Source organism: Gemmatimonadaceae bacterium (genome assembly GCA_036003045.1).
Lineage (GTDB): Bacteria > Gemmatimonadota > Gemmatimonadetes > Gemmatimonadales > Gemmatimonadaceae > JAQBQB01.
The window spans coordinates 1-12,951 of sequence record DASYSS010000054.1 but is presented as its reverse complement, the minus strand read 5'-3'; the positions used below and the strand labels follow the sequence as shown (position 1 = coordinate 12,951).

Sequence of the window (12,951 nt, the reverse complement as noted above, 5' to 3'; positions counted from 1 at the left end):
CGTGATCTGCGACTATGACGCGCAGGTCGGTCTGGTCCACCGGTTGATCGTCGAGAGCTCGGCCCGGCGGGTGCCCATGGTGATTTGCCATGCGTCGGAGAAGAGCGCGGCGGTCGCGGCCTTCGCGCCGGTGGAGCGGGTCAGGTGGCTCAAGCTTCCCGTCTCGCCGGCGGCCTTCGACCAGGTGCTGCGCGACCTCGTCCCGCCGGTCCGACACGCGGCGTAGATTGTGAATACTGACATGCTATAGTGCTAATGGCACGACTGATGCCGTTAGATGAGTGGTTGGTCCCTTGGCGTTTCGCCAAGACTCGTTGCCTGGAGGCAACAGCCGATGAAACGATCGACACGTCTCACGACGTCCGCCGCAGTGCTGCTCCTCGCCGGCGTCGCCCATGCGCAAGGTGATCGGGGTCGCGGCCGCGGTCAGGGTCCAAAAACCATACCGCCGCAAGAACAGCAGCAGCGCGTGAGCGATCAGCGCCGCCGCGACACGGCCTACAAAACGGTGCTCGCCGACCAGGTGCGCAGCGCACAACAGGCGTCGGCGGCGCTACAGCAGCAGAAGCGGAGCGCGCAGTACACCGTGAATCAGCAATATGCGGCGAACCTGCGACTGCAACAGCAGCGACTGAACACCCCGCGCGACGTCGAGCGCGACCCGTACTACTCGGCGCCGATGACCTACCGCTACACCGTCGGGTCGACCGATCGGGAAACCAACCGGTTTGGCGCCGACGTGATGCGTCAGGCGGTGAACAACGGCTATCAGCAGGGTTTCAAGGCCGGACGCGCCGATCGCAAGGACCGCTGGCCCTCGAACTATCAGCAGTCGAACGGCTATCGGGATGCCAACTTCGGCTATAGCGGGAACTACCTGCCGCAGAGCGACTACAACTACTACTTCCGCGAAGGGTTCCGTCGTGGTTACGAGGACGGGTTCGCCAGGCACTCGCAGTACGGCACCGTCGTGAACGGTTCCCCGTCGATCTTGGCCAACATCCTCACGGGAATCCTCGGGCTCCACAACATTGGCTGAGGCGTTGGCGGTCGAGTGCAAGGCGTCAGGCGGATCCAGCCCCCGGCTTCGAGCGCGGCGTTCGACCGGGTGCGCGTCCATCTCACGCATCCGGCGGCACGCCGCGTGAGAGCGTGTGATTTTGTGAATTGTAGCCTACTACACGACCAACGAAAGGGGTTCGCACTCGGACCACCGCGTCCAGCTTCACCCCGGGGACGACCAATCTCACGCAATGCACCGAATCGATGTCCGGGACGAGCAGCCCGTCGATCGTTGAACGAAACGCATCGCGACCGACGGGGAACGTAAACCACGCGACATGCTCCGGCAGGGACAGGCCCGGCGCATAGTGCTCGTGTTGATCGCGCGACCACGCCATCAGCAACGGGACGTGCCGCGCCGACGCTTCGCCGATCACGCCCTTGAGGCTCGCGGCCGATGCATCGCAGTCGCAAATCACGAGCGCCGGCGGCGTCTGCATCACTGACAGCCAAGCCGACTCCGACGTGCGGGGAAAGACGACGGCCAGGTCGCAATCGGCGACCATGTCGGCGACGATGGCCATGAACAGGCGGCTGCCGGATACTATGAGCGCGGTCCCGCGGCTCACCGCGAACCCATCGGCGTGAAGACTCATCGGATTCTCCTGGAACAAGGAGGACGCTGACCGAGACGGTCTCGAGAGTCCGGTGCGCGGCGGTGCCGCAAGAGACGCGGGAGGAGCGGTTGAGACACCGCTCACAGTTTTCTAAAACTAGTCGCTGTGGCATTGCGGCGCTTAGCTGTTCAGAGTAAGTTTATTATTACGAGACACGCGCCGCGCGCGGTGACAAGTTCCGACAACCAGGGGCCTGCCGATTGCGAGCAGGCCCTTTGTGCGTCGTGCCACCTGAGAGGGAGTTGGGTATCGAACCTCGCGCGACGCACGATCCGCACCGCATGAGTGCTACGGCCGCCGATGCGGCCGATCAGCGTCCGATGAAGGGAGCGTTGTTCGGTGCGGCGCGCCTTGCCGCGCACGCTCGGAAGCTGGCGCGTCGCCACACCACGGTCCCTTCGCCGCGACCGCGGTGGTTCAAACGGCGCGATCGCGGCCCGCTGCTCTCTCGCCTCGACGCGACCGGCCGGGTCCTGATCACCGCACGCGATACACTCGCCGAGGCGTCCGCCGCCGGCGCGGACGTGGGACCGGCCGGGGCCTGGTTGCTCGACAACTTCTTCATTGTGCTCGAGCAAATTCCGGAGATTCGGGCGACGCTTCCCGCCGGATACTATCAAGAGCTGCCGAAGCTCACCGACGGACCGCGCGCGGGATTCCCGCGCATCTACGATGTCATCGTCGAGCTGATCGCCCACACGGACGGCCGCCTCGACGAAGAAAGCGTTTCGCACATGATCGCCGAGTACCAGCACGTCTCGACGCTGACCCTCGGCGAGCTCTGGGCGATTCCGGCGATGTTGCGCATGGGGTATCTCGAGAGCGTTCGCCGGATGGCGTTGCGTGCCGCGCGCGACGTTTCCGACCGGGCCTCCGCCGACGAGTGGGCGTCGCGACTGCTCGCCGCCAAGGGATCGGGCGACACCACCGGTGGGCTCTCGGCGTTCGTGCATCGTGGACCTGAGCTGACGCCGGCGTTCCTGACGCGCTTCCTGCAGCAGATCCGCAGCCGGCGATCCGATTTCACTCCGCTCCTCTGGCTCGAGCAGTGGGTCGCCGAAGACGTGATGACGGTGGAGGATGCAGCGCAGCGCTCGGTGCAGGAGCTCGCCCTCACGCAGTTGGTGATGGCGAACTCCATCGCCAGCTTGCGCCTCGTCGCCAATATCGACTGGACGGCGTTCGTCGAGTCCGCGAGTGCGACCGAGGCGGTGTTGCGCGAGGATCCCTCCGGGACGTACGCCGTCATGACGCGCGCGACGCGCGATCGATACCGGCACGCCGTGGAACGGATTGCGAAAGGCGCCAACCTCGACGAGACGGCGGTCGCCCAGGCCGCCGTGCAAGCGGCGCGTGACGACGCGGCGATCGGCGGGAACCCCCGCGCGCGGCACGTGGGGTATCACCTCGTCGGCGACGGCCGCCGCGGATTCGAGCGCGCATGCGCATTCCGTGTTGACGCCGGCACGCGCCTTCGCGAGAAAGTGCTCCAGTATCCCGCTGCCTCGTACTTCGGCGGCGTGGCGATCGTGCTCGGGGTCGCCGTTGCGGCATCGGCCACGCCGCTGCGCTTCGCCGCGCCCGGCCGGGGCGGGCTTGGCTGGCTCGCCGTGGCGCTGGTGCTCGCGTTGCTCCCGGCCGCCGACGCCGCCGTGGCGATCGTTCACCAGCTCGTGAATCTCTTCATCCCCGCGTCACGGCTTCCGCGACTCGACTACGAGCGCGCCGTTCCTGAGGTCGACCGGACCGCCGTCGTCGTGCCGCTGCTCCTCGGAAGCGTCGACGCGGTGGCTGGGGCGCTCAGCCACATCGAAGTCCAGTACCTCGCCAACCGCGATCCCCAGATTCGGTTCGCGTTGCTCGGTGATTTTGTCGACTCGCCGACGCAGCGGGCGGCCGGTGACCAGGCGATCGTCGAGGCGGCTGTCGCCGGAATTCGCGCGCTGAATGCCGCGCATGGAAATCGGGACGGCGACGGCGCTGCGTCAAACGACTCTCCATTCTACTTGCTGCATCGTCCGCGCCGATGGAACGCGGTGGACGACGTGTGGATGGGATGGGAACGAAAGCGCGGCAAGCTCGTCGAGTTCAACGCATTCATACGCGGATCGGCCGACGATGCGTTCGAGGTCGCCGAAGGCGACCTGCCATGGCTGCGCGACGTCCGTTACGTCATCACGCTCGACGCGGACACCGTGCTGCCGCGATCGAGTGCCGCGGCATTGATCGGCACCATCGCCCATCCGCTCAACCGCGCCGAGTACGACCCGATGCGCGGCCGAGTGGTGCGAGGCTACGGGATTTTGCAGCCGCGTGTGAGCGTGTCGCTCGCCAGCGCCAGCGAGTCGAGGTTCGCCGCCATCTATTCCGGTCATCCAGGGCTGGATCCCTACACGACCGCCGTCTCGGACGTGTACCAAGACCTGTTCGGTGAAGGAACGTTTACGGGCAAGGGCATCTACGACGTCGACGTGTTTCGTCGAGCCACGGAGGGCCGTTTTCCAGAGAACAGCCTGTTGAGCCACGACCTGCTCGAGGGCACGTTCGCGCGCGCGGGGCTCGCCACCGACATCGAGGTCTTTGACGACTACCCGACGCGGTACCTCACGTCGACGCGCCGGGTGCACCGATGGATCCGCGGCGACTGGCAACTGCTCCGCTGGTTGACGTCGCGCGTGCCCGGCCCTGCCGGCTCGAACCGCGATCCGCTCTCGACGCTCTCGCGATGGAAGATTGCCGACAATATGCGCCGCAGCGCGACGCCGGTCGCTCAGTTCTCCTGGCTGGTCGCCGGATTGTTGTTTCTGCCCGGATCGCCCGCCGCTTGGGTCATCATCGCGCTCGCGGCGTTCAGCGCGCCGTGGATCGTCCCGCTCGTGTTCGCCGCCATACGTCCACCACGCGAGCAAGCGTGGCGCCCGTATTACGGAGCGTTGGCGCGAGACGGAGTACGCGCTCTGCAGCAGCTCGGTTTGGCGGTCGTGCTGCTTCCGGATCAGGCCCTCCTCGCGGCTGACGCCATCGTACGGACGGTTTTCCGCGTGGTGGGCAGCAGACGCCGGATGCTCGAATGGCAAACCGCATCGCACACCGAGCTGACAACGGCGAACAGCAGATTGTCCGCGTGGCGCCGCATGTGGCCGGCGGTGTTGTTGGGCGCGGCAACCTTGGCCCTCGTCGCTTGGCGCGGAGTGCTCGATCCGGTGAGAGGTGGGGCATGGTGGACGTTCGCCGGCGCGTGGGCCGCGCTGGCGTTGGCCTGGTTGTTCGCCCCGGAGATGGCAATTGCCCTCAGTGGCCCGCTGACTCGGCGCGATCTCGTGCTCGACGTCGATGAGCGCTTGGCTGCGTTGCGGTACGCATCCCGCCACTGGCGCTACTTCGAGCGCTTCGTCACCGCGGACACGCATTGGCTGGCGCCCGACAATTTCCAGGAATCGCCCAATCCGGTCGTCGCGTCACGCACGTCACCGACGAATATCGGCTTGCAGCTGCTCGCCACCGCATCGGCCTGCGATCTGGGATTCCTCACGCGCGGGGAGATGGTTGAGCGCCTGGAGCGCACGTTCGACTCGCTCGACCGGATGCCGCGGCTCCATGGACATTTCTTCAATTGGTATTCTCTAGATAATCTGCGCGTGCTCGATCCGCCGTACGTGTCGACCGTCGATTCCGGGAATCTGGCCGGCCATCTCATCGCGCTCGCCGAAGGATGCATCAGCATCGCCGGCGCGCCGGTGGATGACGGACGCATCTGGGCTGCGATTGGAGCCGAAGGGGTGACGCACGGTCGCGATGAAGGAGCCTGGGTCGGCGAGCGCCTTCTGGCCTACCAAGCGGCGATGCTCGAGCTGCGCCGACGCACTCAGGTGAGCGCGGGCGACGCGTCCGTGGCGGCGGCGACGCTCTGGGCGCGCCAACGCCTGGAGGCCGCGGCCGGCGAGCTCGCACGATTCGAGCTCGATCCCGAGCGAGATACGGGCGCGTCCCTCAGAACGGTGGCGACGTCGTCGTCCGCCGCGGCGGCGCTCGTCGCTCGACTCGACGCCCTCGCGCGGCGTGCACGAGAGACGGCGGCGGCGATGGACTTCCGGCTCGTGTACGACCCACAGCGACGACTCTTCGCGATCGGCTACGATGCGCGGTCCGGGACCCTCGACGACTCGGTGTACGATCTGCTCGCGTCGGAGTCGAGGCTGGCGAGCTTTATCGCCGTCGCAAAGGGCGATGCCGACGTGGAGCATTGGTTCCGTCTCGGCCGATCGCTCACCGTCGCGGACGGATCGGCGGCGCTCGTGTCCTGGAGCGGCACGATGTTCGAGTACCTCATGCCGTTGCTCGTGATGCCACCGAGGCCGTTCTCCTTGCTCGATCAGACGTGCCATTCGGCCGTCGTCCGCCAGATCACGTACGCCCGCACGCGCGGCGTGCCGTGGGGAATCTCCGAGTCGGCCTACAACGTTCGCGACCGGCACGACACCTATCAGTACCGCGCCTTCGGCGTGCCGGATCTCGCGCTGAAGCGCGGTCTGGCGTCGGATCTCGTCGTCGCGCCGTACGCCACCGCGCTGGCCTTGGCGGTCGACGCGCATGAAGCGTTGAGAAACTTCGCCGAACTCGAGCGCCGCGGCGCGCTCGGCGCGTTCGGGTTTTATGACGCGCTGGACTACACGCACGTGGATTCCGACGCGCGCGTGGCCACGGTCCGCACGTTCATGGCGCATCACATCGGCATGAGTCTCGTCGCGCTCGACAATGCGCTGAGCGTCGGCGAAACGGAAGCCGAAGGCATCTGGCAGCGGCGATTCATGACCGACGCCTCGGTCCGCGCCACGGCGCTGCTGCTCGATGAGCGTGTGCCGCGCCGGTACGTGCCGCGGACACCGCAGCTGGACGCGCCCGTCTCCATTCTCGAGGCGGCGGCGCCGGCCCGCATCGCGGTTCATGCCGTCGATACGCCGCATACCAAAGAGCCGCACGTGGCCCTCCTCGGCGGTGCCGGCTACAGCGTGTTGCTGACGAATTCGGGCGGCGGTCATAGTCGATCGAACGGAATCGACGTCTTGCGGTGGCGGGCCGACGCCACACAGGACGACACCGGCCAGTGGATCTACATCAAAGATCTCAATGAGAGCTCTTTGTGGTCCGCCGGGTATCAACCGGTCGGTGCGGAAGCGACTCGCTACCGGGCGACGTTCGCCGCCGATCGCGTGATCTTCGCGCGGCGCGATGGACCAGTCGAGACCCGAACCGAAATCGTCGTCGTCGCCAGCGAGCAGGCGGAGATCCGCCGCGTCACGCTCGTCAACCGATCGCTTGTCGTCCGCGAGCTCGAGCTGACGAGCTATGGGGAAATCGTGCTCTGTCCGCCCGGCGCCGACCGTGCCCACCCTGCGTTTCAGAAGCTGTTCGTTGAAACGGAGTGGGTCCCGTCGGCCGCACTGCTGGCGAGTCGTCGCTCGCGGGCCGCGGGAGAGACGTGGCCCTGGTGTGTGCACGTGGTAGCGTCGGGTGCGGAACGAGTCGGCGAGGTGACATGCGAGACGGATCGCGCGCGCTTCCTGGGCCGCGGCCGGACCGTTCACGCGCCGCACGCGCTCGACGACGGCGTCCAACTGTCCGGTCGCGTCGGCGCGGTCCTCGATCCGATCGTCGCTCTGCGCGTTCGTCTCCGGATCGAGCCAGGCCGTTCGGCGACCGTCGCGTTCATCACCGGCGTCGCGCCCACGCGCGAAGCCGCGCTGCACGTCGTCGATCGCTATCGCGACCTTGCCGCGTCCGATCGCGCTTCGAGCCTCGCGCGGACCGAGGCCGAAGTGGAGGTGCGTGACCTCGACATCGACCCGGCCGACCTTGCGCTCTATCAGGAATTGGCGGGCGCGCTCGTCTACCCGCACGAAGCCCTTCGCGCCCCAGCCAGCGAACGAGCAGCCGTCAAGCTCGGACAGCCCGCCCTGTGGGCTCAAGGCATTTCCGGCGATTGGCCGATCGTCCTGGCGACCATTCGCGCGGTCGCCGGTGTAGCCAGCGTCCGGCAACTGCTCGCCGCTCACAGATACTGGCGGACGAAGGGAATCCGATCGGACCTGGTGATCCTGAATGCGAAACCGCATTCGTACTCGCAGGAGCTTCACGACCAGTTGATGACGATCGCCATGGCGTCAGGCGAGGGGGGCGTTCTCGAAAAGCCGGGCGGCGTATTTGTGCGACGCGCCGACTCATTGTCGGCCGAGGACACGGCGCTCCTGCGAGCAACGGCGCGCATCCACGTGATCTGCGATGGCGTCGGGCTCGGCGAAATCGTCGCGACGAACATTCTCAGCCACGAAACGCTCGCAGCGTCGTCCTCCTCCGTCCCGCGCGCCCGCATGATCGCGGCCGGCCTCGGCGAGCCGGATGCGTCGCCGGAGCCGCGCCCGGCGAACGGATACGGCGGGCCGACCGAGGCGGGCACCTTCGAGATCGAGGTGGCCGGCGAACGCCTGCCGCCGGCACCGTGGGCGAACGTCGTCGCGAATCCGTCGATCGGATTCTGCGTCACCGAGCGGGGTGGAGGCTTCGCGTGGGCTGAGAACAGTCATTTCTTTCGGCTGACGCCGTGGTTCAACGATCCGGTCTCCGACCCGTGCGGCGAAGTGATCTACCTCCAGGATGCGGACAGCGGCGCCATGTGGACGCCGACGCCAGGGCCGACTCCCGCCGTTGGCGACGCGCGACATTCGCCGCGATATCACGTCGAGCATAGTCCTGGCATGACCCGCTTCACGCACACGCGCGGTTCGATCGTCAGCGAGCTCGCCATGGGCGTTCCAGTGGCCGATGCGGTCAAGATCACCACTCTCCGAATCACGAACCGCGGCAAAACGACTCGCCATCTCTCGCTGACGAGCTACGTCGATTGGGTGCTCGGCGCGGACCAGGAACAGGCGCGGCATCAGCTTCACACCCGCCACGATCCGGTGACCGGCGCGTTGTTCGCACAGAACCTCTTCGCTCCCGACTTTACCAGCCGCGTGGCATTCTCATGGATCAGTGAGCCGCTCACCGGGTTCACCGCGCGCCGCGATCACTTCATCGGACGGAATGGCGACCTCGCGGCGCCGGAAGGTCTGCGAACGGAAGAGCTCTCGGGGGCGACCGGCGCTGGATACGACCCGTGCGCGGCGTTGCGGTGTGACATCGCGCTCGAGCCGAACGAGACGAAGGCCGTCACAATCTTGCTTGGTGCGGCGCCGAGCGATCTCGGCGCGCGCTGGCTGATCGACCGATACGGCGCGCCGGCGTCCGCGGTCAAGGCAATCGACGAAGCAATCACGGCGTGGGACGCACGGTTGTCGGTCATTCGTGTTCACACCCCGGAGCCGGAGTTCGACACGCTATTCAATAGATGGTCCTTGTATCAGGCCTTGTCGTGTCGAATGTGGGCGCGGTCGGCGCTGTACCAGTCTGGCGGGGCCTACGGATTTCGAGACCAGTTGCAGGACAGCATGGCGTTCGTGTATGCCGAACCCGGTGTCACCCGCGCGCATCTGCTTCGGGCCGCCGGACGGCAGTTCATCGAGGGCGACGTGCAGCATTGGTGGCACGAGCCGTCGGGGCGCGGCGTGCGCACGCGCTTCTCGGACGATCTGGCGTGGTTGCCGTTTGTCGCCGACCACTACGTTCGAGTCACCGGCGACAGCTCGGTGTGGGAAGAGCGCGCGCCGTATCTCACGATGCGCGCCCTCCGCGCCGAGGAACAGGAGGTGTACGACCTGCCGGCGCCGAGCGACGAGACGGGTTCGCTGTACGAGCACTGCGTCCGCGCGATCGAGCACGCCTGCACCGCCGGCGCTCACGGCCTCCCGCTCATCGGGTCAGGTGATTGGAACGACGGGATGAACCGCGTCGGCGCGCAGGGACACGGCGAGAGCGTGTGGCTTGCCTGGTTCTTGACGGCGACGCTCCGCCGGTTCGCTGCCCACGCCGACTCGCGCGGAGACGCCAACCGCGCGGCCTGTTGGCGCACGCGCGCCGACGGCTACGCGGCGGCGGCGGAGCGAACGGCGTGGGACGGCGCCTGGTATCTGCGCGCCTACTACGACGATGGCGCCGCGCTCGGCACCGCCGGCGACCAGGAGTGCCGGATCGATGCGATTGCGCAGAGCTGGGCCGTCCTCTCCGGGGCGGCGGAGCCGGCGCGCGCGCGCACCGCGATGCGCGCGGTGAACCAGCAGTTGGTGCGCGAGGACCTGCGTCTGATGTTGCTTCTCGCGCCGCCGTTCGACCGATCGGCGCGGGATCCCGGTTACATCAAGGGCTATCTCCCAGGTGTTCGCGAGAACGGCGCTCAATACACTCACGCGGCGCTATGGAGCGTGCTGGCGATGACGAAGCTGGGCGAGGGAACCAGAGCGGGGGATCTTATGAGGATGCTCAACCCCTTCTCGCGGGCGCGTACTCCCGCCGACGCCGGCACGTACATGGTCGAGCCATACGTCGTGGCGGGCGATGTATATGCCGCGGCGGGACACGAGGGCCGCGGGGGCTGGACATGGTACACCGGCGCCGCGAGTTGGACGTACCGAGTGGCGTTGGAAGGGATATTGGGGCTCGAGAAGCTCGGCGCCCGTTTTCGCCTCGATCCGTGCATCCCAACGGCTTGGCCCGGCTTCACGCTCGACTATCGGTACGGAGCAAGCGCGTACCACGTCGAAGTGCGGAACCCGGACGGCGCGTCATACGGGGTGGCGGCCGTGACTCTCGACGGAGCTCCGATGCGGGATGGTTGGGTCGCGCTGACCGACGACGGTCAGCAGCACGCGGTGGTCATCGTTCTTGGCCCGGTGAGAAGCACTCCGGCCTGAGCCGCGTACATCGGCCCGTCGGCCAGAGTCCCTCGATCACCGATTCGACACGACCCTCGGCGAATCGCCGAGGGAATCGCCGTCGCGGCCGACGACGTCGCCACCCACATGCCCGAAGTATGCCTCGACGCACCACAGGATCACGCGGCGCATCAGCGGCGGGCGGGCGGCAGCCGGATTGATCTTGGCCGCCTCCACCAACTCGGTGAGAGCCATGATGACGTGTCCCGGCGACGTCCCGGCGTTCCGCTCAGCGGCGACGAACATCCATACGCCTCGCCGCAACGACTCTTCGGCGATTGGCGTGACGGTGAGCGATTCCACGATGGCTGACCGAAGGTCTTCCACGGCGACGCTCGCCTCGTGGGTGCGGTCGGTAAAGGTGTCGGGCGGGTCAACGGGCCGATCCATGGTGCTCTCCGTAGCAATGTAGAGCTTGCTGACCAGGTTGGCTCGTGGCCGTGCGGGCCATCGCCGCAGGATGCCGTGAGGGAGCAGCGGGGCCGCTCACCAGCGTGTTGTAAGATAGCTGCTCACCCATCGACAATGGTTCGCGTCTGCAAACGTTAATTCAAAAGTTGGCGAGAATTCAGGTCGGGCCGGCGCGGCGTTCACGCGCACGACGGGTCGACGGTCAACTGCGGAGTGTCCCTCGGACTAGGTAGCCTTCCACAACCGCATGAACGCGAGCATCACCGCGGCGGCAAAACGCGACGAGGGATGGCGTGGACGTTCGTCGGGTTTGGTTTCCTTTGCGAATGCGGCCATCGTTTCGTCGACCTTTGCCTCGCCGAACTCTTCGGCGAGTAGTCCGACCACCTCGCGCAGCGTCTCTCCGTTGTCGGCCCGCAACGTGACTCGCTGCCAGGGCGGAGAATCCGGCGAGACCAACGTCTCAACGGCGTACTTCAAGTCGCGGTGCCGTAGGCGGGCGTCGCGCAGGGCAACCGTCACCGGTCCAGCCTCAAGCCTAACGGCGACGATTTTCTCCTGCATACTCTCCGCTCTCTTTCGGGCTGTGGGTGTTTGCTGCCAATGTTGCCGCTCCACGCCCGTCAATGCTGTAACTTAGGCTCTTTTTCTCGAGCAGGGACATTCGCCAGTGCTGGAGCGGGCGACGGACGGCTGGCGGGCCTTACATCTCAGCGGGCGCGTCGCGTCGCGGAGCGTTTCGCCAGATGTTCGCAACTCGCCCGCTTCTCCAAGAAGTCGAAGGGCGATAAACGGCTGACACGGGTCGACAATCCTCAGGCATCATGTGAAATCCTGCCTGAGACACAGCCGTCGCCGGCTGATGAGCGCGCCACCCGTGTCGTGAAGGCCGCCATACGGTTGTTTGCCTTGTTTGCGGACCACGCTAGAGAGCGCCACTCGAGCTGGAAAAGGCGGGTAGGTTCCGTGGAATGGGCTACGGACGCGTCATTCTGTTCACGGTGGTCATCGCGGCGATCGTCGGCGCGTCTTGGCTTCTCGCCACGTCTTTCTTGGGAAGGGATGGCCGGCGGTGACGAGCCGACGCAATCGCGTAGCGTCGTCGCGCCCATGACCCTCGCGGCCGCATCGCGTTGATCTCGCGCGCTCACCTGAGCGGGGGGGTCGGGGGCGTGTCGCGGTCAGTTGCGATGAGGTTGACCGGACACAAGACCGAGGCGGTCTATCGAGGCTATGCGATCACTGCTGCCGCTGATCTTTCCGAAGGCGTAGCGAAGTTGGCGGCGCTGCACGTTGACCCGCAGGGCTCGTCGAGTGTGCTTCCGATGCAAAAGGGCACCAACGGGCACAATCGGCCGGCTAGTCGCGCTGTGAGTCCCGCGCAACGAGTTGTCTAAGTCGTTCAAGCTGGCGAAGTTTGATTCATTGCCGACCCGGTAGCTCAGCTGGTAGAGCAACGGACTTTTAATCCGTAGGTCGCGGGTTCGAGACCCGCCCGGGTCATGGGGATAAGTTGTTGGTACGACTCGCCGATTGAAATGCGACGGCCGCCCGAAAGGGCGGCCGTTCGCGAAAAAAACCCCAAAAAAACCCCAACTTGGGCTCAACCGCGTCTCTCGCATGCCGCCGAGGCCAATGCCAGATTCGCTGGCTGCCGTATTTGACCCACCACCTTGCCGCCCAATGAACGAAGCAGACACCTGCCGAACCTACGTCGTCCCGAAGCTGCAAGCAGCAGGCTGGGAAAACGCGCCGTTCGGTATCGCCGAGCAACGATACTTTACGAATCCGAAGGGCCGTGTCCGTGTGGTCGGCGGGCGCATTGTCCGGGGCAAGCCGAAGCGCGCTGATTACATGCTCCGCTACCGCCGCGATTTCCCCATCGCCGTAGTTGAGGCCAAGGCGGACTACAAGACTCCAGGCGCCGCCCTCGGTCAGGCCAAGGAGTATGCCGAGATTCTCGACCTGAAGTTCGCGTACGGAACGAACGGCAA

Annotated in this window: 7 protein-coding genes and 1 tRNA gene; 5 read left to right on the top strand and 3 right to left on the bottom strand. The window is 66.3% G+C overall.

Annotation, left to right across the window (positions count from 1 at the left end):
- On the top strand, nt 1-226 hold a 226-nt coding region (locus VGQ44_14435), incomplete at its 5' end, for a hypothetical protein (protein HEV8448024.1).
- A 108-nt stretch (nt 227-334) separates the two neighbouring features.
- Nucleotides 335-1,039: a hypothetical protein gene (locus VGQ44_14430; protein HEV8448023.1), complete on the top strand. Its 705-nt coding sequence runs from the start codon at nt 335-337 to the stop codon at nt 1,037-1,039.
- An 82-nt stretch (nt 1,040-1,121) separates the two neighbouring features.
- Here VGQ44_14430 and VGQ44_14425 read toward each other — a convergent pair whose 3' ends face one another.
- Nucleotides 1,122-1,658 (bottom strand): hypothetical protein, encoded by a 537-nt coding sequence (locus VGQ44_14425; GenBank protein HEV8448022.1) that lies wholly within the window; start codon nt 1,656-1,658, stop codon nt 1,122-1,124.
- A 302-nt stretch (nt 1,659-1,960) separates the two neighbouring features.
- On the opposite strand from VGQ44_14425, the gene VGQ44_14420 reads away from it, so the two are divergent.
- A complete protein-coding gene (locus tag VGQ44_14420) occupies nt 1,961-10,525 on the top strand; it encodes a glucoamylase family protein (GenBank protein ID HEV8448021.1) in 8,565 nt (2,854 codons plus the stop codon).
- Nucleotides 10,526-10,561: 36 nt separating this feature from the next.
- Here VGQ44_14420 and VGQ44_14415 read toward each other — a convergent pair whose 3' ends face one another.
- Both VGQ44_14415 and VGQ44_14410 read right to left on the bottom strand, forming a co-directional pair.
- Nucleotides 10,562-10,936 (bottom strand): hypothetical protein, encoded by a 375-nt coding sequence (locus tag VGQ44_14415; protein ID HEV8448020.1) that lies wholly within the window; start codon nt 10,934-10,936, stop codon nt 10,562-10,564.
- A gap of 246 nt (nt 10,937-11,182) precedes the next feature.
- Nucleotides 11,183-11,521 (bottom strand): hypothetical protein, encoded by a 339-nt coding sequence (locus VGQ44_14410; protein HEV8448019.1) that lies wholly within the window; start codon nt 11,519-11,521, stop codon nt 11,183-11,185.
- Nucleotides 11,522-12,387: 866 nt separating this feature from the next.
- Between VGQ44_14410 and VGQ44_14405 the strand changes: the two genes are divergently transcribed.
- Both VGQ44_14405 and VGQ44_14400 read left to right on the top strand, forming a co-directional pair.
- Nucleotides 12,388-12,460, top strand: a tRNA-Lys gene (locus VGQ44_14405).
- A 180-nt stretch (nt 12,461-12,640) separates the two neighbouring features.
- A partial coding sequence (locus tag VGQ44_14400; protein HEV8448018.1) for a hypothetical protein occupies nt 12,641-12,951 on the top strand: 311 nt, incomplete at its 3' end.

Coding starts and splice junctions, on each gene's coding strand:
- VGQ44_14430 (HEV8448023.1), top strand. CDS start 335: ATGAAACGATCGACACGTCTCACGACGTCCGCCGCAGTGCTGCTCCTC.
- VGQ44_14425 (HEV8448022.1), bottom strand. CDS start 1,658: ATGAGTCTTCACGCCGATGGGTTCGCGGTGAGCCGCGGGACCGCGCTC.
- VGQ44_14420 (HEV8448021.1), top strand. CDS start 1,961: ATGAGTGCTACGGCCGCCGATGCGGCCGATCAGCGTCCGATGAAGGGA.
- VGQ44_14415 (HEV8448020.1), bottom strand. CDS start 10,936: ATGGATCGGCCCGTTGACCCGCCCGACACCTTTACCGACCGCACCCAC.
- VGQ44_14410 (HEV8448019.1), bottom strand. CDS start 11,521: ATGCAGGAGAAAATCGTCGCCGTTAGGCTTGAGGCTGGACCGGTGACG.